We start from the raw sequence: 23,509 nt of genomic DNA on the forward strand, positions 1-23,509 counted from the left end.
TGATGCCTGACGAATCAATGGAATGAGTGAGATGACCACCTTGAAGCTTCCTCCTCCCAAGCGCGGGCTGCTGCTCGGCAAGGTCGGCTGGACCGGGCTGCTGGCGGCGCTCATCGCCGTCACGGTGCTGGCCCCGCTGCTGAACCTGGTGGTGCCCGAGGGCAGCGTGTTCCACCTCAGCGACTACGCGGTGGCGCTGATTGGCAAGATCATGTGCTACGCCATCTGCGCGCTGGCGATGGACCTGATCTGGGGCTACACCGGCATCCTGTCGCTGGGCCACGGGCTGTTCTTCGCACTCGGCGGCTACGCGATGGGCATGTACCTGATGCGCCAGATCGGCCATGACGGCAACTACAAGAGCGACCTGCCGGACTTCATGGTCTTCCTCGACTGGAAGGCGCTGCCCTGGGCCTGGAGCTGGAGCGACTCGTTCATCTTCCAGATGATCTGCGTGGTCGCAGTGCCTGGCGTGCTGGCGCTGATCTTCGGCTTCTTCGCCTTCCGCTCGCGCATCAAGGGCGTGTACTTCTCCATCATCACGCAGGCCATGACCTTCGCGGCCATGCTGCTGTTCTTCCGCAACGAGACCGGCTTCGGCGGCAACAACGGCTTCACCGACTTCAAGCGCATCCTCGGCATTCCCATCGCCCAGCCGTCCACCCGCATGGTGCTGTTCGTGCTGACTGGCCTCGTGCTGATCGGCTTCTGGGTCATGGCGCGCTACCTGGTCAACAGCAAGTTCGGCCGCGTGCTGCAGGCCATCCGAGACGCCGAGACCCGCGTCATGTTCACCGGCTACGACCCGCTGGCCTACAAGCTCGCGATCTGGACCCTGTCGGCCATGATGTGCGGCGTGGCCGGTGCGCTGTACGTGCCGCAGGTCGGCATCATCAACCCCGGCGAGATGAGCGCGGCTTCGTCGATCGAGATCGCGGTCTGGGCCGCAGTCGGCGGCCGGGCCACCTTGATCGGCCCCATCGTCGGCGCGTTTTTCGTCAACGGCGCGAAGAGCGCCTTCACGCAGATCTTCCCCGAGTTCTGGCTGTACTTCCTCGGCGCGCTGTTCATCGCTGTCACGCTGTTCCTGCCGAATGGTCTGGTCGGTCTGGTGGCTCAGCTGCGGGAACGCGCCAGCACGTCGGCCAAGCTCAAGCAGTCAAGGGCTGCCGAACAAGGTGCGGACCCAGCCACCGAGATTGCACAGGAGGCCCGCGCATGACCCCCGAACTGCAGGAAGCCGGCGCCGCCCAGCTGGCCGCCGCGCAAGCCAGGTTGCAGGAGGCTTCTTCCGGCGGCCGTGACGCGGCCTTCGGCCGCGTGCTGCACGGGGCCCAGCCGGACTTTGCCCACGGCGTGGCGCTCTACCTGGACGAGATCACCGTCAGCTTCGACGGATTCAAGGCCCTCAATGCACTGAGCCTGGCGATCAACGTTGGCGAACTGCGCTGCATCATCGGCCCCAACGGGGCCGGCAAGACGACGATGATGGACGTCATCACCGGCAAGACCCGGCCGGACCACGGCACGGCCTCCTTCGGCTCCAACATCGACCTGCTGCGCCTGCGCGAGAACGACATCGCGCAGATCGGCATCGGCCGCAAGTTCCAGAAGCCCACCGTCTACGAGCAGCTCAGCGTGTTCGAGAACCTGGAGCTGGCGCTGAAGGCGGACCGTCGCGTGCGCGCCAGCATCTTCTCGCGCCTTACCGGCACCCAGCTGGACCGCATCGCCGAGATCCTGCAACTCATCCACCTGCTGCCCGAGGCGCAGCGCACCGCAGGCCTGCTCAGCCATGGCCAGAAGCAGTGGCTGGAGATCGGCATGCTCTTGATGCAGGACCCCAAGCTGCTGCTGCTCGACGAGCCGGTGGCCGGCATGACGGACGAGGAGACAGAACGCACCGCCGAACTCTTCCTGTCGCTCGAAGGCCAGCACTCGCTGGTCGTCGTCGAACACGACATGAAGTTTGTCGGCGAGCTCACGCAAGGCTGGAAGAAGGTCACGGTGCTGCACGAAGGCAGCGTGCTCGCCGAGGGCACGCTGGCCGATGTGCAGTCGAACGAGAAGGTCGTGGAGGTCTATCTTGGTCGCTGAGCGCCAACGAAGCAGCGGGCCGAGCGCCGGGCCGCTCCCTAGCCGGCCCGTATCCCCCCGGGGGATCGGCCGACGTACTCGTCGGACGAGGGGCTGACATCATCATGTTGAAAGTAGACGGACTCAATCAGTACTACGGCGGCTCGCACATCCTGCGCGGTCTCGGCTTCCAGGCCAAGCTCGGCGAGGTCACGGTCGTGCTGGGCCGCAATGGCGTGGGCAAGACCACGCTGCTGAAAAGCCTGATGGGCGTGGTGCCCATCAAGACCGGCGGCATCCAGCTCGACAGCCAGGACATCACCAAGGACACGCCTTACGAGCGCGTGCGCAAGGGCGTGGGCTACGTGCCGCAGGGCCGCGAAATCTTCGGCCGGCTCACGGTGGAGGAGAACCTGCGCATGGGCCTGGCCTACAAGAAAGCCGGCACCGCCATTCCGCCCGAACTCTTCGAGCTGTTCCCGGTCTTGAAGCAGATGATCAACCGCCGCGGCGGCGACCTCTCCGGCGGCCAGCAGCAGCAGCTCGCGATCGCCCGCGCGCTCGCCGCCGGCCCCAAGCTGCTGATCCTCGATGAGCCCACCGAAGGCATCCAGCCCAGCATCATCAAGGACATCGGCCGCGTCATCCGCATGCTGGCCGACCGCAAGACCATGGCCATCGTGCTGGTCGAACAGTTCTACGACTTCGCCGCCGAACTCGCCGACCAGTACCTCGTGATGGAACGCGGCGAAATCATCGCCCGCGGGCGGGGCGAGGACATGGAAGCCAACGGGGTGCGGGACCTGATGTCGATCTGAACGCGTCGAGGATCGGCCGCTCAGCCGTGGTTTGGCGGCCCCGGTCGCACCACCAGTTCCTGGTAGCCGGTTTCGGCATCGTGCGCTCGCGTCAATTGCCAGCCCGGCAGCAGCGCCAGCAAGACTTCGGCGGTGGTTCGGATGGCACAGCCGTGCCCCACATGGCCGCCCAGCACGCTGCCGTCAGCGCGCGAAACGGCCATGTGCAGGTGCGCGCCGTTCTCTGCCAGGCTGCCGCTCAGGCTGAGGATTTCCAGCGGGCCCTCGATGACGGTCTCCACATCCGCCTGGGCGAAGCGCAGCCTGGCCTGCGTGAGGCTGCCGATGCCGGAGACGACGAAAGCCGAGCCTGCGTCCGGTTGTCGGGCAGCCTCTTCCAGGGCCTGCCGCAAGTCCGCACCGGGCGGCAGGCGCAAGGGCAGCAGTGGCATCGTCATGCCGCCTTGGGCGCTGCGCCTGCCGCGTCGGCCATCTGCCTGGCCAACTGGCCCACGCGCTGCAGCGCCTGCTGCTCGGCCGTGCCCCAGGCGCGGCCCAGGCCCAGGCGGATGCAGTGCTTGTAGCGGCCGGTGCTGCTGAACATCGGGCCAGGGGCGAGGCAGATCTGTTCGGACAAAGCGGCGTGGAACAGGGCCATCGCGTCGACGGCGCGGGGCAGTTCCAGCCACAGCGTGAAGCCGCCTTCGGGGGCGGTGATGCGGGTGCCGGCGGGGAAGCTCGCGGCAATCAGCCGGCGGGCCTGGTCCAGGCGGCTGGCGAGCAGCGCGCGCAGCTGGCGCAGCGCGGGTTCGTGGCCGGGCTGGTTCAGCAGGTCGGTCATGGCGATCTCGACCAGTTCGGTGTGGCCGCCGCTGAGGGTGGACTTGAGGCGCTGCACTTGCGCTGACCAGCGGCCGGCCTCGACCCAGCCCAGCCGCAGCCCCGGCGCCAGCGTCTTCGAGAACGAGCTGCAGATCATCACCTGGCCGCGCGTGTCGAAGGACTTCACGGCGCGGCGGCCCTCGGCGCGGCCGGCCAGGTCGTTGATCAGCGCGTCTTCGATCAGCGGCACGTCGCGCGCTTCCAGCAGTTGCAGCAGCTGGCGCCGGGCGGCCAGCGGCATGGTCGCGCCCAGCGGGTTGGACAGCGTGGGCACCACCAGCACGGCCTTCACCGGTTGCGTGTCCAGCGCCAGTTCCAGGGCCGGCAGCGAGATGCCGGTGCGCGGGTCGGTGGGGATCTCCAGCGCGCGCAGGTGCAGGCTTTGCAGGATCTGCAGAAAGCCCCAGTAGGTGGGCGACTCCAGCGCCACCGTGTCGCCCGGCTGGGTGACCGCGCGCAGGCACAGGCTGATGGATTCGACGCAGCCGTTGGTGACCAGGATGCGGGCCGGGTCCAGCTGGCAGCCGATGGCCAGTGCACGACGGGCAATGGCCTCGCGCAGCGCAGGCGTGCCGGGCGCAAACGGGTAGCGGCTCAGCGCATGGTGGTGGCGCTGCGCGGCGCGGGTGATGGCGCGGCGTGCGCGGTCGGTCGGAAACATGTCGCCGCCGGGGCAGGCGGCCCCGAAGGAGACCATGGCCGGGTCGCTGGCGGCGGCCATCACCCGGTCCACGATGTCCGGCAGCTCCACCGGCTGGGACTGGTTGGGCGGCTGGGTCATCTCGGTCAGCGCCTGCGGGGCGGGCGGGCTGCCGCGGCCAGCGGTGGCGGTGGGCGTGCGGCGCAGCGTGACGAAATAACCCGAGCGCGGCCTGGCCTCGACCAGGCGCTGGTCTTCCAGCGTGCGGTAGGCCTGCAGCACGGTGGCCATGGACACGCCTTGCTGCTGCGCCATGTCGCGGACCGAGGGCAGGCGGTCGCCTCGCTTGAGCGCGCCGCTGGCAATCAGCGCGCCAATGCGCTCGGCCAGTTGCGCGTACAGGGAGGGCTCCGGGGTGGCGGCGGCTTCGACGGACGGCATGGCCTTGATTCTGCGGCCGGTCTTGCGTGAAGGACCGGTACAGAGGGTGGCTGGGTCGACCAGTACAGAACAGCAGAGGTACCGCATCTGTACCGCAACAAGCCGCCGCGTTGTGCCTGTGCGCCGGTTGCGGGCTTGCCTAAGGTTGAGCCCATGAACCCCACCACCGCCCCTGTCTCGCTGCGCCTGGTCGATCCGGGCGCGTCCTTTGTGCTGGCCCAGGGCCAGCTCGTCCACCTGGGCCCGGCCGGACGGGCAGGGCCGGTGCTGGGTGCCTCGGCGGCGCCATGGCGGCTGCAGGTGCAGGCCGGCGCGGTGTGGGTCACTTGGCCGGGCTGCGGGGACGATGTGTTCCTGTCGGTAGGCGAACAGGTCGAGGTGCCGGCCGGCGTGACGGTGCTGGTCGAGGCGGAGCCGCGCATCTGGCGCGGGGCGGCCCGCTTGTGCCTGCAAGTGCAAGCGCCAACGCCGGGCCGCAGGCAGCGCTGGGGCCAAGCCTGGCGGCGGTGGCGCAGCGGCGGCTGGCAGCTAGCCCGGCGCGTGGTGTGATCGTTGGACTGAAGCGGGCCGCCGCAGGCTGATCCGCTTGAAGAAACACAAAGGGGCTTTCCCGGCCGCGGCCCCGCTGGTGGACGACGACCAGGACACCAATCTGGCCGTGCTGCGCATGAGCGCTACTGACCCGCTGTGTGACGATGCGAGTTGCGCAGGACCAAGGTCCCCGGAGCCATCAACGAGCCCAGTTGTTCGGCATTGGGCTCGATGATGCGTCGAATGGCTTCACTGACCAGGAAATCCACCGGTTGCCGGTAGGTCGTGAGCTCGAAGCTGGGTGAGCTGGCAAGTTCGATGTCGTCGAAGCCGACGATGGCGATCTTGTTGCGGTTGTTGGTGGCGACCAGCGCATCGATCGCGCCGATGGCCAGAATGTCGTTCTCGCAGAACAGCCCCTCCACTCTCTCGGCGCGCGGGGTGGCCTCGAGGTATCGCAGCATGGTGTTCATGCCCTCGCCGCGACGGTAATGGCTGGCTTCGAGCACGACCGACAAGGTCTTCCCGCGCGATTGGAGCCTATCCCTGAAACCCTCCAGGCGTCGCAGTCCGGTGCGCTCTGACATCGGTGCGGCCATGTAGCCGATGCGTTCGCAGCCTTGCTCGATCAGCAGGTCCGCAATCTCTGCGCCCGCGGGGTGGCCGTCCGTGCTGACGTAGGGGATGCCGGCCTCCCCGCTGTTGCGCAGGCATACCACCAGCGGAATGTGCTTGATGTTCTGCGCCAGCTCGATCAGTTGGCGCGTCAACGTGGCACCCAGGAAGATCAGTCCGTCGACCTGGAATTGATCGGCCAGCCGCAGCGCCTCGGCAGGACCATAGTCGGGGTTGATGTTGAGCAGCAGCGTGCTGTAACCCTGCGCCTGCACCTGGCGGGTGGCTTCGTTCAGCACGCGCAGTTGATTCAGGTTTCCCAGTTCATCGACCAGGATGCCGATGAGGTTCGTGCTGCGGGTGGTCAGGCTGCGCGCCAGCAGGTTCGGCCGATACCCCATGGCGGCCGCCACCTTGCGGACGTGGTCACGCACCTCCGGCGCGACTGAAGCCCCTTCGGCAAACGCCCGCGATACCGTCCACTTGGCCACACCGGCCCTCTCGGCAACATCCTTGGCGGTAACCTTCTTGGCGCGTGTCTCGACGGGGCGGTGCTGGGGCATGTTCGTTGGCGTCGCTTTTGTCGGGCTGTCATTATCGACTCGGCATCAGCCGCCCGAGCGAATCAGACCGTGCCGCCGAGCGAGCCCTCCAGCGAAGCGATTTCCTGCCGGCCGGCCATCAGGTCTTGCAACTGTTCCGCGCTGATTTCGCCGCGCCGCGCGGTGCCAAGCGTGCGGCCCCGGTTCAACACCGTAAAGCAGTCTCCCACCGCCATCGCATGCCGCACGTTGTGCGTGATGAAGACGATGCCGACCCCCTGCTTGCGAACGCGGTCGATCGTCGCCAGCACGCTGGCGGTCTGGCGCACACCGAGTGCCGAAGTTGGCTCGTCGAGGATCAGCACCTTGGCGCCAAAGTACACCGCGCGCGCGATCGCAACCGTCTGCCGTTCGCCGCCCGACAGGGTACCGACCGCCTGATCAGGTTCACGCAGCCGGATTCCCATCTTCGACATCTCGGCCATCGTCACGGCATTGGCGAACTTGACGTCAAAACGCTTGAACGGACCCCAGCCCTTGGTTGGCTCGCGGCCCATCCAGAAGTTGCGGGTGACCGACATCAGCGGAATCATCGCGAGGTCCTGAAACACCGTGGCGATGCCAGCGTTCATGGCCGTGCGAGGGGTATCGAAGACAACCGGTTGGCCGTTGACGAGCATCGTTCCTTTGGTCGGTGGGTGCACGCCCGACATGGTCTTGATGAAGGTCGACTTGCCCGCGCCGTTGTCGCCCAGCAGGCAGTGGCACTCGCCCGCATGCGCCGCGAACGAAACGCCAGCGAGGGCCACAATATTGCCGAACTGCTTTTCGATGTTGCGCATCTCGAGCAGCGGATGTTCTGGGTGGCTCATCTCAACGTTCCCCGGTCACGCGCTTGCGGATGCTGTTGTTGAACAACACGGCGACCAACAACATGCCGCCGAGGAAGACCAGGTACCAGTCCTGGTCGATGCGAGTGTAGGTCAACCCGATCATGACCATGCCGAAGATGATCGAGCCAAGGAACGCACCGACCGCAGAGCCGTAGCCGCCTGTCAACAGGCACCCCCCGATGACGGCGGCGATGATGGCCTCGAATTCCTTCTGGAAGCCGCGGCGGGCGTCAGTGGAGCCACTGTCGAGCACGGTGATGATGGCGACCAGCGCGGCGCACATGGCAGCCACGACGAACAAGCCGATCCGGATATGGCGCACCGGTACTCCCGAGTTCTTGGCCGCCGCCGGGTCGCCGCCCGTCGCAAAGATCCAGTTGCCCAGGGGTGTGCGCAGCAGCACCCAGGTGGCGAGGGCGGTGAGGCCGACAAACCACACGATCTCTACCGGAAGGCCGGTGATCATCGGTTCACCATTGTCGAAGCGGGGAAGCCAACGGTGCTCGGTCAATGTGGCGAACAAGCCCTCGAAGACCTTGCCGCTGAACAGGCCCAGGAACGCCTGGCCTTGCACTGCCTCGCCGATGCCTCGGAGCTGGGTCGATCCACCCGTCGCCCACTTGAGGCCCACGAGGCTCAGTCCGCGCAGGATGAACAATGCCGCCAGCGTGACGATGAAACTGGGCAAGCCGGTGCGAATCACGATCGCGGCGTTCACCACGCCGATGACGCCCGCGACCGCCAGGGTCAAGGGCACCGCCGCCAGCAGCGGAAGGTGCAGCACAGTGATGCTGGCACCGAAGATCAGCCCGGCGAAGGCGACCATCGAGCCGATCGACAGGTCGAATTCGCCGCCGATCATCAGCAGCGACGCGCCGAGCGCCATGATCCCGAGCTGGGCCGCCGGTGTCAGGAAGTTCACCAGTCCGGCCAGGTTGAACATGACCGGATCGGCGACAGCGAGAAAGAAGCCCGTCACCAGAATCAGTCCGGCGACGGCGCCGAGTTCGGGTCGTCGCATCAACTTCGCCAAGGGTGAGATGCGTTTGATGCGTTCGTCGACCGGGACGGCGGGGCTCGACTGGAGGATGCCTGGGGGATTCATGTGGTCGGCCGTGGGTAGCGAAAGAAATGGAAGCGGAGGGTGGCGCCAAAGCTGGCGTGAGTTCCGAAGGTGGCGTCTGCCGCCGCCGGTTCCCTTGACGGGGTGGCGACGGTCTATGCGTCAGCTCAGCGAATGCCCTTGGCCGACAGCTCGATCACCTGCGACACTTTTTCAGATGTGATCAGGTTCGGACCCGATGGCACGTTGCCACCCGGCATCAGACCGAACTTGGCGTGCAACGCGAGGAAGGACACCGGCATGTAGCCCTGCAGGAACTGCTGCTGGTCGATCGCGAAGGCGGCTTCTTTGGCGGCGATGGCCTTCAGGAAACCAGCGGAGAGGTCGAAGGTCGCGATGCGGATCTTGGCCAGGCGACCTGAGTCCTTGGCCGCCGCGACCGCCGGCTCGCCAGCGGTCGCGGCACCGAGCGCCATGATCGTGTCGATCGATGTGTCGGAATCCAGCGCGGCCTTCACCTTGGCCCGCACCTCGGACGGTTCATTGCCGGTGGGCACGACCTTCGTCTTGCCGGCAAAGCCATCGGCGAAGCCCTTGCAACGCAGGTCCAGTGAAACGTTGCCGACTTCCTGGTTGACGCAGATGCCGTTTTTGCCACCCATCTCTTTCAGCTTCTCGCCGGCGGACTTGCCCGCGTCGTACTCCGACTGTCCGACGTGCAGCAGGGCGCCGAGCTTTTTCGAGGACTCGAGGCCCGCGTTGATCGTGATCACCGGGATGCCTGCCTTGACGGCACGTTGAATCGCGGCGCCGAGCGCAGAGGCGTCGGGCACAGAGACCACCAGACCGTCAGGCTTCTGGTTGACGGCGGCATCAATGAGGCGGCTCATGGCCACCATGTCGAAGGACTCCGGTGCTCGGTAAGTCACCTTGACGCCCGAGTCTTTGGCCGCGGCTTCGACGCCGTTCTTCACAACCGACCAGAACGGGTCATTGGCCTGACCGTGGGTCACCACGGCGATGTTCTGGGCGTGTGCGACAGCGCAACCCAGCAGGGCCACTACGGCTACGGCAATGCTTTTCGCGGTGTTGAAAGGGAATTTCATGTTGTCTCCATGGGATGGGCAGGAACGGTCTGTGAGCCGCTTTGGCAACTCAAGTGATCACTTGCGTGACGCCCTGCGCTGCCGCACCGGGCGGATGCAACCGGGCGCATAAATCATAGAGCGCTTCCGGAAACGAATCTCTAAATGGTTTCACTTAGAGGGCGGTTCCACTGCGTTGCCAACAGCTTGCGCCTCAGATATCAGGGTAAACACTGGCAATGGGAGCGGGTGCGTGCATTGCAACCGGATGCATTCATTGCTTAGAATTTTCTCTTGGAGGGCCAAGGCCCTTACAGATCTCCCACCACTTCCTGAAAGCACCCTCATGCCCGCTCCGTTTGCCTTGGCCGCCTGTGCCGAAATGCTTTGGCCCGACAAGCCGATGTCCTGGCGCCTGTCGCGGCTCACCGAAATGGGCTTCGACGTCGGCATCTGGAACTGGTCCAACCACGATCTGACGATGCTGGAGAAGTCCGGCGCGCGGTTCTCGTCGATGACAGGCTATTTGCGCGGGCGTCTCACCGATGACGAAGGCGCTGCCGAGTTGCTGTCGACCGCGGCCGAAGCAATTCAGGTCAGCAAGCGTCTGAACGTGGCGCGGCTGAACCTGCACGGCACCGGACTTGGCGACCGTGGCCTGCCGGTCACGCCTTGCGAAACGATGACTGGCGCGATGTGGCTGAAGGCGCGCGAGACGCTCAACCGCATCGCCGATCTGGCTGAGCAGCACAGCGTCACCTTCATGATCGAAAACCTCAACCTCGCCGTAGACCACCCAGGCGTTCCCTTTGCGAAGGCGGAAGACACGCTGGCGCTGGTGTCTGCCATCAATCGCCCCGGTCTGAGGTTGAACCTGGACCTCTATCACGCGCAGATCGGCGAGGGCAACCTGATCGAACTCTGCCGCCGCTGCCTGCCCTGGCTGGATCGGAGAGGTGCAGGTGGCCGATGTGCCCGGTCGCCAGGAGCCGGGCACCGGCGAGATCAATTACGCCGGCGTGGCACGCGCCCTCAAGCGCATGGGCTACCGCGGCACCGTCTGCATGGAGGCGTTCGCTTCCGGCGACGCCGACGCTGGCCTCGAAGCTTTCCGTTCCGCGTTCACGGTCTGACGGACCGGCATCGCATCCACCCAATCACCATCGAAAGAGACGACACCATGATCAAAGTCGGACTGCTGGGCGCTGGTCGCATCGGCAACGTTCACGCCAAGAGCATCGTTGCCAACACGGCCAGCAAGCTGGTCGCGATTGCCGACGTCAACCACCCGGCCGCCGAAAAGCTCGCCGCGGAATACGGCGCGCAGGCCCGCACGGTCGATGACATCATTCAGGACCGCAACATTGACGCCGTTCTGATCGCCACATCGACCGACACACACGCCGGTCTGATCGAGGCGGCCACCGCTGCGGGCAAGGCCGTGCTGTGCGAGAAGCCTGTGGACTTGAACCTCGAACGCGCGCTGGCCTGCCAGGCGGTTGCCGCACGCCATGGGCGCCCTGTGATGATCGGCTTCAACCGCCGCTTCGATCCGAACTTCGCAGCAGTGAGGCATGCGCTCGACGCGGGCGAAATCGGCGCGGGCGAGCTGCTGTCGATCACTTCGTTCGACCCGTCACCGCCGCCGGTCAGCTACATCAAGGTGTCGGGGGGCTTGTTCCGTGACATGGCCATTCACGATTTCGACATGGCGTGCTGGATCTTCGGCGGCGCACCGGTCGAAGTGACGGCGGTCGGCAGCAGCATCGTCGATCCAGCCATCGGCGCGGCCGGTGATGTCGACACCGCTGTCACCACGCTCCGCTTTGCCGATGGGCGCATCGCGGTGATCAAGAACAGCCGCCGCGCCGTCTACGGCTACGACCAGCGCCTGGAGCTGCTGGGTGCAACGGGCTTGCTGCAAGCCGGCAACATGCTGGAGAACACCGTCGCCAAGACGACCACAGCTGGCGCCCTGAGCGCCAAGCCTGAATTCTTTTTCCTCGAGCGCTATATGCGCGCTTACGAGGCCGAATGGCGCGCCTTCGTACAAGCAGTGGCGCAAGGCACGGCCATGCCGGTCACGCTGCAGGATGGCGTCAACGCGCTCGCGGTGGCGGAGGCCGCCACGCTGTCGGCATCGAGTGGTAGGACTGTCAGACTTGCCGACGGTCGCCCCGTGGCATCTTGACGCGTCGCACGGCTGTGGTCGGACCGCGTTCGATGGGTTAGCGGTCGCGGGCCGCCCGCCCCGCGTTGACGTGACCATGGCGCCGTTCCTGGCCTTGGGTGGCGCCAAGGGGATTGGATTTGGCTTGCAATCCCACTGTGGCGTCATCATTCACGGGCTTGCCCAAGATGTCTGACTTCAAATGGCCGGCATGAACACCGGCTCGCCCTGGGACTGCCACATGGCCAGGCCGCCTTCCAGCGTCCAGGCGGCCGGGTGGCCCAGGCGGCGCAGCGTTTGCGCGGCCTGCTGGCTGCGGCCGCCGCTGCGGCAGAAGAACAGCAGCGGCCGGCCTGGTTCGGCCAGCCAGGCCGGCGCGCCCTGCGCCGGGTCCGCCAGGCGTGACAGCGGCAGGGCCTGCAGCTCTGCGCCGTGCAGCGCGGGCATGTCGCTCAGCAGCTGCTCGTAGGGCTCGCGCACGTCCACCAGGCGCAGCCCGGGCTGGCTGCGCACGAAGGCGGCCAGCGTGGCCGGCGAGATGGCCGGCTCGCCCGCAGCTTCGCTGGTGGTGGCCACGCGGCGCAGCGCGGCGGGGCCGGGCGCGTCGCTGCACAGCAGCGTGCCGGCCGGCAGCAGCTGTGCCAGCGCCGGGTGCTCGGCTGCCGCGCCCACGAAGGCCAGTGCCGGCGCGCCTTCGCGCTGCAGCAGCCAGACCGGCTGCGCGGCGCGCGGGCCGTCCGGGTGCGTCGCGTCGGCCGGCAGTTGCAGGCGGCTCAGTTGCAGCGCGCTCGCGGGCGGTGCCAGCGTGTAAACCGCCTCCGTGCTGCCGGGCCAGCCCTGGGCGTCCGTCTCGGTGATGAGCTGCGCCAGGTTGGCGGCGTCGCAGGCCTGCAGCAGGTCGGCGCGGGCGGTGGCGGCCAGTGTGGGTTCGCGGGTGTCCAGCACGGCCGTGAGCTGCAGGCTGTGACAGCGCAGCAGCCGGGCCACGCGCTCGTTGAATTCGGGCTGCGGGTCCAGCACCCAGGCCTGGCGGCGTTCGCCGTCGACCAGCAGCCAGCTGCTGGCGCCACCAGCGCTGAGCTGCAGCACGCCGTCGCTGGCCAGCGGGTCTTCGCTGGGGCCAGCCAGGCAGCTGCGGCGCAGCGCCAGTCCGCAGGCGGCGATGCGGGCCACGGCTTCGGCTATGAAGGCTTCGTCTGCCGCGGGGCCGAAGGACAGGCGCACCGCGCTGGCGGTCTGCCAGTCCGGCAGGCCCATGGCCTGCAGCACGAAGCTGGGTGCGGCCTGTGCGGCGCTGCAGGCCGAGCCGCCGCTCACGCGCACGTCGGCCGCATCGAACAGGTCCAGCAACAGCCGGCTGGGCAGGCCGGGCACCGAGAAGTTCAGCGTGGTGGGCAGGCTGCCGGCCAGCGGTGCGTTGAAGACCAGGCCGGGGAAGGCGGCAAGCAAGGCCTCGGCCAGGCGGTCGCGGAAGCGCTGCAGCTGCGCGCCGCTGCGGAAGGTGCGGCCGTCTTCCAGCGCGGCCAGCACGGCACCCAGCGCGGCAATGCCCGACATGTTCTCGGTGCCCGAGCGCAGGCTGCCTTCCTGGCCGCCGCCAGCCAGCAGCGGCGTGAATGGCGCACCGGGCCGCACGTACAACAGGCCGATGCCCTTGGGCGCGTAGAGCTTGTGGCCGGAGAAGGGCGCGTAGTCGATGCGGCGCTCCGCCAGGCGCAGCGGCAGCTTGCCCAGCGCCTGCACGCCGTCCACCATCCAGAAGGCGCGGCTGCCGGCGGCCTGCAGCGTGGCGGCAATGCCGTCCAGGTCGCTGATCACGCCGGTTTCGTTGTTCGCGGCCATGGTGCAGACCAGGCCTGCGTCCGCTGCATGTTCGGCCAGCCAGGCCAGGTCGTGCAGCCCGTCGGTGCCTACCGGAATCGCCTGCACCTGCAGGCCCAGGCCGAGCAGCCGGTTCCAGTGTTTCAGGGCCTCGGGCACGGCCTTGTGTTCGGTGGCGCCATACAGCAGCAGGCCGCCGATGGCTTCGCCGCGTTCGCGGCGTTCGCGCAGCGCGCCCAGGCTGGACAACACGGCGGTCTGGATGCCTTCGGTCGCGCCGCTGGTGAACAGCAGCTGGCCGTCACCCGCGCCCAGCAGCCTGCGCGCCAGCGCACGCACGCCGTCGATCAGGGACTTGGCCTTCAGGCCGGTGCTGTGGATGGAGCTGGGGTTGCCGTAGTCGTCGACCATCGCCTGGATGGCGGCATGGCGGGCTTGGGCCAGCACCGGCGTGGTGGCATTGGCGTCGAGGTAGATGTCCATGGCGGCAGGCCTCGGGATCGCCGGCGGCCCTCAGGAAAACGCAGATGGTGGCAATGGTAGTGGCTGTCCCTGCCCGTGCCTTACGTGAATCCCGCATGGTGGGCCGCGGTTTGTGCAGGCCTGACGGTTTTTCAGCCGAGAGGCGGTCCGGCGTCGTCGGCGGCGTGCGTGTCGATCAGCACCGCGCGGTTGCGGCCCTGGCGCTTGGCTTCGTAAAGCGCCAGGTCGGCCTGGTTCAGCGCGCTGTCCACCGTGTGCAGCTCGGGGCGGATGAGTGCTGCGCCCAGGCTGATGCGGCAGGGCAGCTGGCGTTCGCCCAGCTTCAGCGGATGTTCATCGAACAGCAGCGGCAGGCGCTGGGCCAGGCTGGCCGCGTGTTCCGGCCCGTCGAGCACGACGGCGAATTCGTCGCCGCCGACGCGGGCGAAGATGTCGTCCGCCCGCAGCGTGGCGCGGACCAGCTGCGTCAGGTGGCACAGCATGGCATCGCCCGCGGCATGGCCGTGTTCGTCATTGACCTGCTTGAAGTGGTCCACGTCCAGCAGCAGCAGGGCCATGGGCTGGCCGCGCTGGCAGGCATCTCGCAGGCGCTGGCCGGCCTGTTCGATGAAGCTGCGGCGGTTGTGCAGGCCGGTCAGCACGTCGGTGCCGGCCAGGTGGCGCAGGCGGTGCTCCAGCTGGCGGCGCTCGGTGATGTCGAACATCGCGCCGGCCTGGCCGGCCGGGCGGCCGAATTCGTCGCGGTAGACGGCCTTGTGGAACATCACCTCGCGCAGGTTGCCATCGGCCCAGCGCACCTGGGCTTCGTAGATCTGCCGCGTGCCGGCGGCCAGCAGCTGGCGGTCGGCCTCGGCGTAGGTGGCCGCCTGGGCCGGCGGCGCCACTTCATACACGGTGCGGCCGATGACCTGTTCGCGCGTCAGCCCGAGGTAGTCCAGGAAGGCCTGGTTGCACTCGGTGTAGAGGCCGGCGGCGTTCTTGATGAAGATGGGCGCGGGCAGGTTGTCCAGGCTGGCGCGCAAGGCCTGCAATTCGCTGCGCAGCTGGCGCAGCCTGGCGGCCGGGCCGCTCTGGGCCCGGGCCTGGATCAGCAACCGGTGCAGCGTGCGCGTGATGGCCTGCGGCTCGGCCTCGTCCAGCACGTCCCAGGCACCGGCGGCCCAGGCGCGGGCCATCTGCGCTTCCCGGTCGGGCTGGCCGTCGTTGGGCAGCCAGAGCAGCCAGGGCGACAGGTCCAGTCCAGGGGCACGCAGGGCATCCAGCAGCGGCGCGGGCTGGTTGTCTGGCAGGTCCAGCACCCAGAAGGCTTCGCCGGGCGGCTGGGCATGCCAGCGCTGCACCAGCTCGGACAAGAGCTCCGGGTTGGCCTGCAGGTCTCGCCAGCGCAGGTGCCAGACCAGCTGCGGATGCAGCAGGGCAGGGCAGGCATGGTCGCTGAGCAGGAACAGGCAGGGCGTCATGGGGTCCAGTGGCGGGCGCCGGTGGGCCGATTATGCGCAAGCCGGAGGTGCCACTGACATAGACTGCAACACCCATGAATGATGCTTCTCACACCGCCGTGCCCGGCGAAACGCCGCGTGTCGCGGTGATCGGCGGCGGTCCCGCCGGCCTGATGGCCGCCGAAGTGCTGGCCGCCGCCGGCCTGCAGGTCGACCTGTTCGATGCCATGCCCTCGGTGGGCCGCAAGTTCCTGCTGGCCGGCAAGGGCGGGCTGAACCTGACGCACGGCGAGCCGCTGGCCGGCTTTGTCAGCCGCTATGGCGAGGCCGCGCCCCAGGTGGGCGAGTGGCTGCAGCAGCTGTCGCCCCAGGCCCTGCGCGATTGGGCCGCCGGCCTGGGCATCGAGACCTTTGTCGGCAGCTCCAACCGGGTGTTTCCCAAGGAGATGAAGGCGGCGCCGCTGCTGCGCGCCTGGCTGCACCGGCTGCGCGTGGCGGGCGTGGTTTTCCACATGCGGCACCGCTGGCAGCCGACGCTGGCGCAGCCGCTGCGCTTTGATGGCCCGCTTGGCCCCGTCAGTCATCAGGCAGACGCCGTGGTGCTGGCGCTGGGCGGCGGCAGCTGGGCGCGGCTGGGCTCGGACGGTACCTGGGTGGCGCCACTGCAGGCGGCAGGCGTGCCTGTGCAGCCCTTGCGGCCGGCCAATTGCGGCTTCGACGTGGTCTGGAGCCCGCACCTGGCCGAGCGCCATGCCGGCGCGCCGCTGAAGAACGTGCGCCTGCTGTTCGAGGGCAGCGCCGGCCGGCGCTTCGAGCGGCTGGGCGAATGCGTGTTGACCGCGGGCGGCCTGGAAGGCTCGCTGGTGTACGCCGCGTCCGCCTTGCTGCGTGACGAGATTGCTGCGAGCGGCAGCGCCATGCTGGCGCTGGACCTCATGCCCCAGCGCAGCCTGGACGAGCTGGTCACGGCGCTGTCGCGCGGTCGAGGCACGCGCTCGCTGGCCAATCACCTGAAGGAGCAGGCGGGTGTGTCCGGCGCGAAGGCAGGGCTGTTGCGCGAGGGCGTGTCGGCCGAGCAGTGGCAGGACCTCTCGCGCGACGCAGCCTGGCTGGCTGGCCGCATCAAGGCGCTGCCTGTGACCTTGACGGCACCGCGGCCGCTGGACGAAGCCATCAGCAGCGCGGGCGGGCTGGCGCTGTCCGGGCTGACGCCGCAGCTGATGCTGCAGCAGCACCCCGGCTGGTTCGGCGCTGGTGAGATGCTGGACTGGGAAGCGCCGACCGGTGGCTACTTGCTGACGGCGGCGATGGCCAGCGGCAAGGTGGCGGCGCAAGGTGTGCTGGGCTGGCTCGGCCGCCAGGTTTGAGAATCAAGAAGAGGAGACCGTGCCGATGATCGTCGTCCACCACCTGAACAACTCGCGCTCGCAGCGCATCCTGTGGTTGCTGGAAGAGCTGGGCCTGCCGTACGAGGTCAAGCGCTACGAGCGCAACCCGCAGACCATGCTGGCGCCGCCGGAGCTGAAGAAGGTGCACCCTTTGGGCAAGTCGCCGGTCATCACCGATGGCGGCGCGACCATGGCCGAAAGCGGCGCAATCATCGAATACCTGCTGGCCACTTACGGCGCCACCAGCGGCTTGCGCCCGCCGATTGCCACCCCCGAGGGCCAGCGCTGCACCTACTGGCTGCACTTCGCCGAAGGCTCGGCGATGCCGCCGCTGTTGCTGAAGCTGATCTTCGGCCGCATCCAGACCGCGCCTATGCCTTTTTTCGTCAAGCCCATCGCCCGTGGCATTGCGCAGAAGGTGTTGACGATGATGGTCGAGCCGAACATCAAGTCCCAGCTGGACTACATGGAAGCCGAGCTGTCGCAGCGGCCCTGGTTTGCGGGCGCGGACTTCACCGCGGCCGACATCCAGATGAGCTTTCCGCTGGAGGCTGCAGCGCAGCGTGCCGGGCTGGATGCGAGCCGGCCCAGGCTGATGGACTGGCTGCACCGCATTCACCAGCGGCCGGCGTACAAGCGGGCGCTGGAAAAGGGCGGGCCTTACGACTATGCCAGGGGCTGAACCCCGGTTGGTTCAGAAACCGATCTTCCCGAAAGCGCCTGCCGGCACGCCTGGCAGCGAGTGGCACTTCGACGAGACCTCGGTCGCGCCACCGGGGCAGGGCGCGTCCCGCTCCAGCGACCAGTAGTACACCCCCGCCAGCCCATGCGTGCGGGCATCGGCCAGCAGCAGCGCCGCGTCTTCCGGTGTGAACACGTTTTCGGTCACGTCGTTGACGCCCAGCATCGCCGTCAACGCAATGCGCGACAGCGGCACGCCGAACTCGCGCTGCAGGTTCAGCGCGGCCTGCAAGCCTGAGCGGCCCATGTCGCAGCGGCCGTCGCTGGCACGCAGCACGCAGCTCGCCGCACTCGCCGGTCCGAAATCCATCACCATCAGGTTGACGACCGCCGTGTCGAAGTGATGCCGTTGCAGTGCGGCGACGACCTTCGCGCCGGTGGCGTTCACGTTGGCGCCGCGCGCGTCGCTGCCCGCCAGCGTGGCCAGCGTGAAGCTGTACTGCCATTCGGGGTGGGCGCGCGCCGAAGCGGCTGCGGTGCGCACCAGGTCGTCGAGTTGCTGGTCCGTCTGACTGCCTTCGATGTCGAAGTCGAAGCCCACCAGCGCCGGGCCGGCGTAGCGTTGCATGAAGGCCTGCATGCCGGCGTCGCTGGCGCAGGTGAACACGCCGGCCTGGCCGCCGGTCGAGATGCGGTAGCGCATCCCGGCCTGGGCGAAGGCCGGGGCGTTGGCCGCGACCAGTTGGGTCGCGTCAATGCCCGGGCCCCAATCTTCGGCGCCGCACTCGCCACTGGCAAAGGCCCAGACGACCTCGCGCGGCCGGCCCGGCAGTGCGTTGCGGCCGGCCTGCACCAGGGGCGCTGGCGGCTGTTCGCCGGCCACGCTGCGCAGCCTGTGCGTGGCCGGGTCCAGGCCCTGGACGATGTGCATGTAGGGCACGTAGCGCAGTGGTGGCTGGCCAGCGGGCGACGGCGGCGTGGCGCAGCCGGCCAAGGCACTGAGAATCAGGATGGCAGCTGGCAGCAGGGAGCGATAGGGCATCACGGATTGGGGTGCCTGAATTGGTGCTCATGAAAGAGGGCGGCAGGCCTATTGATGTTCTCAAAATTCGTGACATAGCCCCCCGTTCGGGCTGAGCCTGTCGAAGCCGGCGCGTACCTCGACGCAGGCACTTCGACAGGCTCAGTGCGAACGGATTCAAGACCGCCTCGAATAAGGGAAGCCTCAATAGAAAGCCGCCGCCCGGCCCTCGGGGCCTCGTTCAGAACTTCACGCGCACGCCGCCGAAGTACATCTTGCCAGCCTTGTAGACGCCGGCGACCTGGGTCGTGTCGGTCTTGTAGACCTTCAGCAGCGGGTCGGTCAGGTTCTGGGCTTCGAAGGTCAGCGCGAACATGTCGTTGACGTTGTAGTTCAGCGCCAGGTTCAGCTGGCCGTTGCCATTCTGGAAGTAGTCGGCGCCGCCGCGGTTGCCCAGCTTGTAGGTCGAGCGGTGGCTGTAGGCCAGGCGGGCGCTGAAGCTTTCGTTCTCGTAGAAGGCGCCGATGTTGTAGACGTCCTTCGAGGTGCCGTACAGCGTGCAGTCCTCGGTGGCCGAGCCGTTGCAGGTGCCGGTGGCGAGCTTCTCGGTCTGCTTGCCGTTCGAGCGGGTGTAGTTCAGGTCCACGCCGAAACCCAGGCCCAGCGTGTGCTGGAAGGCCAGTTCGAAGCCGGTGACACGGCCCTGGGTGTTGACCGGGCTGGAGATGTCGTACACCTCCACGGCGTTGCCGTTCGACGCGTTCTGGTATTCCAGCTGCTGGTGGCCATAGGCGATCACGCCGTCCAGCTTGCTGGCGAAGAAGCCCACGGCCAGCAGCGACTTGGGTCCGAAGTACCACTCGGCCGACAGGTCCAGGTTGTTGCTGCGGATCGGGTCCAGGTACGGGTTGCTGCCCACGCCGTTGTGCTGCAGGTCGCGCAGGTCGTTGCCGGCCAGCTGGCCGAAGTCCGGCCGCGAAAGGCCGCGGTTCAGCGCCAGGCGGCCCACCAGGTCCTTGGCCAGGTCGGCACGCAGGTTCAGGCTGGGCAGCACGTCGGTGAAGCTCTTCTTGTAGTTGGGCGCGCCGCCGGGCAGGAAGGCGTCGATGTCTTCATTGGTGCGCACCACGCGCACACCGAAGTCGCCGCTGACCTTGTCCGTCGGCGAGAACTCAGCCATCACGTAGCCGGCACCGGTCTTCTCCTTGATGTCGAATTCCTGCTGCGTGGCGTGGGTGGTAAAGGTGGCGTACTGGTTCATCCAGTCCACCACGAAGTCGTTCCTGATCTTCCAGGGGCTGAAGCCTGGCGTCGGGTTGACCGGCAGGCCGCCGTACCAGTTGGCGGAATAGTGGGTGATGGCGTCGTCCGTGATCAGGTCTTCGCTCGCGGCGCCAGCGGCCAGCGTCATGCCCAGCTTGGTCAGCGAGCGGCGGTGCGCGGTGGCGCGGGCGCCCCACTTGAGGGTGTGCAGCAGGTCGTTGTCCAGGCGCAGCGTGGCGTCGAGCTGGGCGTAGTTCTCGCGATCGCTCGATGAGGTGTACGAGCCCCAGCCGCCGATGCCGGCACCGGTCTTGGTCAGGGTGTCACCGCCCGGCACGTTCAGGATCAGGATGCCGTCCTTGTTGACCGTGTAGCCGGTGCCCTGGTCCCAGCCGCTCCAGACTTCGAAGCCCACGTCCTTGGTGCGCGCGCCGCCATTGGTCGTGCCGATCTTGCTGGTCAGCGTGAGCTTGTCGGAGACCAGCCACTTGCCGTCCAGGTTGATGAACTTGGAGTCGGTCTTGGCGTCGGGCCGGATCGCCACGTCTTCCACCGCCGAGAAGGCGCCGGCCGAGCCGCCGTTGTTGGCAAAGGCGTCCTTGCCGAAGAAGACGCTGCTGATGGTGCCGTTGGTGACCGTGTAGTCGCCGGTGGGCGTGCCGGTCTTGCCGTTCCAGCCCGGGCCGTTGAACGGGTTCACCGTGTCGGCCATGAAGTTGGTGTTGTAGTTCTTCGCGTCCACCGTCGAGTAGAAGCCCGACAGGTTGAAGCTCAGCCGCGGGTCCACCTTCAACTGCGCTTCCAGGTAGCCGCCTTCGCGCTTGCGCTCCTGCTCGAACAGCACCGCGCCGCTCAGGTAGCTGACGTTCTTGCCGGCCAGGTCGGAGATCGGATAGGTGGCGGGTGTCTTGTCCCACCACACGCCTTCGGAGCCGGCGCGCTGCAGGTGGCGCGTCTGCGAGAACACCTGGCCCAGGATGCCGAAGGTGCTGTCGTTGTTCTTCCAGTTGATCAGCGCGCTGAGCGACGGGTCGGTCTTCTTCGCGGCGTCGGAATGGGCGGCCTCCAGCGATGCCACGCCCGAGAGCGTCTTCTTGAAGTCCAGCGGATGGCGAGTGTCGATGTCCACCGTGCCTGCGGCGCCGCCTTCGGGCAGGTCCGCACGCGAGGACTTGTTGACCGTGACCTTGCCGATCAGGTCCGAGGGCAGCAGCGTGAAGGTGACACTGCGGCCGCCGGCGGCGATGTTCGGGCCGTACCAGTCACCGGTGGAGACCAGGTGGCCGTTCAGCGTGGTCAGCGTGAGCTGCGAGCTCAGGCCGCGCAGCTGCACATGTTCGTTTTCGCCGAAAGAGCCTTCGGCCGAGCCGGCGCTGGTGGTCGTGACCCCCGGAATGCGCTGCAGCGAATCGGCCACGTTCTTGTCCGGCATCTTGCCTACGTCTTCCGCGGTGATGACTTCCACGCGGGAGCTGGAATTGCGCTTGCTTTGCAGGGACTGCTGCATGGACGCGCGAATGCCGGTGACCTCGACCTGTTGCACGCCGTCGTCCGGCGCGCTGGCAGCGGCGGCCGGGGCTGGCGCGGTCTGGGACAGGGCAGCCGTGCTCACCACAAACAGTGCGGCGGCGGCGACAGGGTTGAGTTGCAGTTTCATGGACTCCTCTGTTGTGTGGGGCGGGTCAATTGATGAGTACCAATGTACTACCAAACAAAACCAATTTGCTACCACTTTTCACTGAGGAAGACCCTGATCCGTATCTTTCCCGCCATCTTCATAGGGAGACTTGGATTTCGTCCGGACCGATGCGCGTCAACCAGGGCACATCCACTGGCATCATCTGGTACTGTAGTGGTACTATTTTGAGCTCGTGATCACTGCCCTCGCTACACTTCCCAGCTGACCGATACGGAGATGTGCTGACCGATGAGCCCGACCCTGGCCGAACGCCTGCTGCCCTTGCTGGATGCGAGCAGCAGCCAGCCTCTTTATCAGCAGCTGCAGCGCGCGCTGCGCGACGCGATCGAGCAGCATGTGCTGAGCCCGGACGACGCGCTGCCCTCGGAGCGCCAGCTGGCGGCCGAGCTGGGCGTCTCGCGCATCACCGTGCGCAAGGCCATTGACGGGCTGGCCGGCGAAGGCCTGCTGGTGAGCCGGCAGGGCTCTGGCAACTTCGTCAGTGCCCGCATCGACAAGAACTTCTCCAAGCTCACCTCCTTTTCGGAGGACATGCGCGCCCGCGGCCGCACGCCGCGCAGCGAGTGGCTGCGCCGCACCGAGGGCACGGTCTCGCCGGAAGAGGCGCTGAAGATGGCGCTGAGCCCGGGCACCACCGTGTTTCGCCTCCACCGCCTGCGCTATGCCGACAACGCGCCGATGGCGCTGGAATACGCCACCGTGCTGGCCTCGGCGCTGCCTTCTCTGGCGTCGGTACAAAACTCGCTTTACGACGCATTGGAGGCCGCAGGCCACAGACCGGTGCGCGCGCTGCAGCGTTTGCGTGCATTGCTGCTCAACGATGAGCAGGCCGGGCTGCTGCAGGCCCAGCCTGGCGATGCCGGTCTGCTGGTCGAGCGCCTGGGCTACCTGCGCGACGGCCGGGCCATCGAGTTGTCTCAATCCTTCTACCGCGGCGACACCTACGACTTCATCGCCGAGCTCAACACACAAGGCTGACCCTCATGTCCATGGTTTTTTCAGAGGACCCGCAGAAGTCGGGTCAACGCAGCTACACCGGCCTGGCGGTCGTTGCCGGTCTGCACGTGGTGCTGGGCTATGCGCTGCTGAATGGCCTGGGCCAGGTGGTGGTCGACGTGCTGAAGCCGCCGGTGGATGTCCAGCTTTTCAAGGACATCCAACCGCCGCCTCCGCCACCCCCGCCGCCGCAGTTGCCACAACCGAAGACGCCACCCCCGCCGCAGTCGTTTGCACCGATGCCTGAGGTGCCGGTGGTGCCGCAGCCCATGCAGCAAAGCATCAGCACGACGCCGGTGCAGCCGCCGCCCGGCCCGGTGACGCTGGCACCGGCGCCTGCGCCGCCGGCCTCACCTGCGCCGCCGCGGGTGGCCGCCCGCCCGGCCATCGGCAACATTTCTGCTTGCGCACCGACAGGGGCCGACTACCCGGCTGCTGCCAGCCGCGCCGAAGCCACCGGCACCACCCGTGTGCGCTTCACTGTGGACGCCGCGGGCCAACTGGCCAAGGCCGACGTCGTCAAGTCTGCCGGCCCGAGCCGCGAACACCGGCTGCTGGACCGCATTGCGCTCGACAAGCTCAGCGGCTGCACGTTCAAGGCCGGCGTCGACGAAAACGGCCAGCCGGCCGGTGGCACCTTCGAGGTCGAGTACCTCTGGAAGCTCGAATGAGCCCGGCCGGTCCTGGCTGACCGGCCCTCATTTTTCCTGTCCCTGTTTCTCCCGTTCGCAGGCGGCAATTCGACCGCCTTACCCCTCTCTTTGCCTGTCCTGGAGTGAGTCCATGTCCTTTCTGAAACAACTGCGCGCGCCGCTGCTGGCGGTCACCCTCGCCAAGGCCGGCCTGGTCGGCGTCGCCACCCTGATGCCGCAAGCCGCCCTCGCCCAGGAAGCCTCTGCCCCTGCCGCCACCGCTTCGACCGACCCGGCTCCGGCCCCGGTCGTGCCCGAGGTCAAGAAGGAAACCATCGACAACCCCTACGG

The 23,509-nt window shown here is 67.4% G+C and carries 19 protein-coding genes and 2 pseudogenes; 11 read left to right on the forward strand and 10 right to left on the reverse strand.

Translation table 11 applies throughout. From position 1 onward, the window contains the following. Positions 1-31: 31 nt before the first annotated feature. The 3 genes from urtC (at position 32) to urtE (ending at position 2,894) form a co-directional block, all read left to right on the forward strand. Positions 32-1,222 (forward strand): urea ABC transporter permease subunit UrtC, encoded by a 1,191-nt coding sequence (gene urtC, locus AC3WR5_RS27720; protein WP_492488707.1) that lies wholly within the window; start codon positions 32-34, stop codon positions 1,220-1,222. Next, positions 1,219-2,097, forward strand: coding sequence for an urea ABC transporter ATP-binding protein UrtD (urtD, locus tag AC3WR5_RS27725; protein ID WP_141286675.1), 879 nt, complete (start codon positions 1,219-1,221; stop codon positions 2,095-2,097). Before urtC ends, urtD begins: the two co-directional genes overlap by 4 nt. 104 nt (positions 2,098-2,201) lie before the next feature. Continuing rightward, the gene (urtE, locus tag AC3WR5_RS27730; protein WP_141286673.1) at positions 2,202-2,894 is read left to right on the forward strand and encodes an urea ABC transporter ATP-binding subunit UrtE; all 693 of its coding nucleotides are present in this window, start codon (positions 2,202-2,204) and stop codon (positions 2,892-2,894) included. 20 nt (positions 2,895-2,914) lie between these two features. On the opposite strand, the gene AC3WR5_RS27735 is transcribed toward urtE, so the two are convergent. After that, positions 2,915-3,325, reverse strand: a complete 411-nt coding sequence (locus AC3WR5_RS27735; RefSeq protein ID WP_492488744.1) for a PPC domain-containing DNA-binding protein — start codon at positions 3,323-3,325, stop codon at positions 2,915-2,917. 2 nt (positions 3,326-3,327) lie between these two features. Then, positions 3,328-4,836: an aminotransferase-like domain-containing protein gene (locus tag AC3WR5_RS27740; RefSeq protein WP_492488709.1), complete on the reverse strand. Its 1,509-nt coding sequence runs from the start codon at positions 4,834-4,836 to the stop codon at positions 3,328-3,330. Positions 4,837-4,989: 153 nt separating this feature from the next. On the opposite strand from AC3WR5_RS27740, the gene AC3WR5_RS27745 reads away from it, so the two are divergent. Beyond that, positions 4,990-5,385: a DUF2917 domain-containing protein gene (locus AC3WR5_RS27745; RefSeq protein WP_492488711.1), complete on the forward strand. Its 396-nt coding sequence runs from the start codon at positions 4,990-4,992 to the stop codon at positions 5,383-5,385. A 125-nt stretch (positions 5,386-5,510) separates the two neighbouring features. Here the strand turns inward: AC3WR5_RS27745 and AC3WR5_RS27750 are convergent, their stop codons facing one another. From AC3WR5_RS27750 to AC3WR5_RS27765, 4 genes are all read right to left on the reverse strand, one after another. After that, positions 5,511-6,545: a LacI family DNA-binding transcriptional regulator gene (locus AC3WR5_RS27750; RefSeq protein WP_141288639.1), complete on the reverse strand. Its 1,035-nt coding sequence runs from the start codon at positions 6,543-6,545 to the stop codon at positions 5,511-5,513. A gap of 62 nt (positions 6,546-6,607) precedes the next feature. Then, positions 6,608-7,396 carry an ATP-binding cassette domain-containing protein gene (locus tag AC3WR5_RS27755; RefSeq protein ID WP_141288638.1) on the reverse strand — a complete coding sequence of 263 codons (789 nt, stop codon included), beginning with the start codon at positions 7,394-7,396 and terminating at the stop codon, positions 6,608-6,610. A gap of 1 nt (position 7,397) precedes the next feature. Further along, the gene (locus AC3WR5_RS27760; RefSeq protein WP_492488713.1) at positions 7,398-8,522 is read right to left on the reverse strand and encodes an ABC transporter permease; all 1,125 of its coding nucleotides are present in this window, start codon (positions 8,520-8,522) and stop codon (positions 7,398-7,400) included. 125 nt (positions 8,523-8,647) lie between these two features. Beyond that, positions 8,648-9,586, reverse strand: a complete 939-nt coding sequence (locus tag AC3WR5_RS27765) for a sugar ABC transporter substrate-binding protein (protein ID WP_492488715.1) — start codon at positions 9,584-9,586, stop codon at positions 8,648-8,650. 493 nt (positions 9,587-10,079) lie between these two features. On the opposite strand from AC3WR5_RS27765, the pseudogene AC3WR5_RS27770 reads away from it, so the two are divergent. Both AC3WR5_RS27770 and iolG read left to right on the forward strand, forming a co-directional pair. Next, positions 10,080-10,427 (forward strand): annotated as a pseudogene (locus tag AC3WR5_RS27770) (TIM barrel protein); the annotation flags it as partial. 318 nt (positions 10,428-10,745) lie between these two features. Further along, a complete protein-coding gene (gene iolG / locus AC3WR5_RS27775; RefSeq protein ID WP_492488745.1) occupies positions 10,746-11,756 on the forward strand; it encodes an inositol 2-dehydrogenase in 1,011 nt (336 codons plus the stop codon). 177 nt (positions 11,757-11,933) lie between these two features. Here iolG and AC3WR5_RS27780 read toward each other — a convergent pair whose 3' ends face one another. After that, positions 11,934-14,039, reverse strand: coding sequence for an aminotransferase class V-fold PLP-dependent enzyme (locus AC3WR5_RS27780; protein WP_492488717.1), 2,106 nt, complete (start codon positions 14,037-14,039; stop codon positions 11,934-11,936). Positions 14,040-14,170: 131 nt separating this feature from the next. Then, complete coding sequence (locus tag AC3WR5_RS27785) at positions 14,171-15,499, reverse strand: sensor domain-containing diguanylate cyclase (RefSeq protein WP_492488719.1); 1,329 nt, start codon at positions 15,497-15,499, stop codon at positions 14,171-14,173. 74 nt (positions 15,500-15,573) lie between these two features. On the opposite strand from AC3WR5_RS27785, the gene AC3WR5_RS27790 reads away from it, so the two are divergent. After that, positions 15,574-16,845, forward strand: a complete 1,272-nt coding sequence (locus AC3WR5_RS27790) for a TIGR03862 family flavoprotein (RefSeq protein WP_492488721.1) — start codon at positions 15,574-15,576, stop codon at positions 16,843-16,845. A 25-nt stretch (positions 16,846-16,870) separates the two neighbouring features. Continuing rightward, positions 16,871-17,548: a glutathione S-transferase family protein gene (locus AC3WR5_RS27795; protein WP_492488723.1), complete on the forward strand. Its 678-nt coding sequence runs from the start codon at positions 16,871-16,873 to the stop codon at positions 17,546-17,548. A 12-nt stretch (positions 17,549-17,560) separates the two neighbouring features. On the opposite strand, the gene AC3WR5_RS27800 is transcribed toward AC3WR5_RS27795, so the two are convergent. Both AC3WR5_RS27800 and AC3WR5_RS27805 read right to left on the reverse strand, forming a co-directional pair. Next, entirely contained in the window at positions 17,561-18,589 is a 1,029-nt protein-coding gene (locus AC3WR5_RS27800; protein ID WP_492488725.1) for a glycoside hydrolase family 18 protein, read from the reverse strand. A 220-nt stretch (positions 18,590-18,809) separates the two neighbouring features. Continuing rightward, complete coding sequence (locus AC3WR5_RS27805) at positions 18,810-21,488, reverse strand: TonB-dependent receptor (protein ID WP_492488727.1); 2,679 nt, start codon at positions 21,486-21,488, stop codon at positions 18,810-18,812. A 270-nt stretch (positions 21,489-21,758) separates the two neighbouring features. On the opposite strand from AC3WR5_RS27805, the gene AC3WR5_RS27810 reads away from it, so the two are divergent. The 3 genes and pseudogenes from AC3WR5_RS27810 to AC3WR5_RS27820 all read left to right on the forward strand — a co-directional run. Next, positions 21,759-22,508 carry a GntR family transcriptional regulator gene (locus AC3WR5_RS27810; RefSeq protein ID WP_141288768.1) on the forward strand — a complete coding sequence of 250 codons (750 nt, stop codon included), beginning with the start codon at positions 21,759-21,761 and terminating at the stop codon, positions 22,506-22,508. A 5-nt stretch (positions 22,509-22,513) separates the two neighbouring features. Further along, complete coding sequence (locus AC3WR5_RS27815; protein WP_492488729.1) at positions 22,514-23,197, forward strand: energy transducer TonB; 684 nt, start codon at positions 22,514-22,516, stop codon at positions 23,195-23,197. A 112-nt stretch (positions 23,198-23,309) separates the two neighbouring features. After that, positions 23,310-23,509: pseudogene (locus AC3WR5_RS27820) on the forward strand (hypothetical protein); the annotation flags it as partial.

The organism is Ideonella sp. FW305-24 (assembly GCF_058788035.1).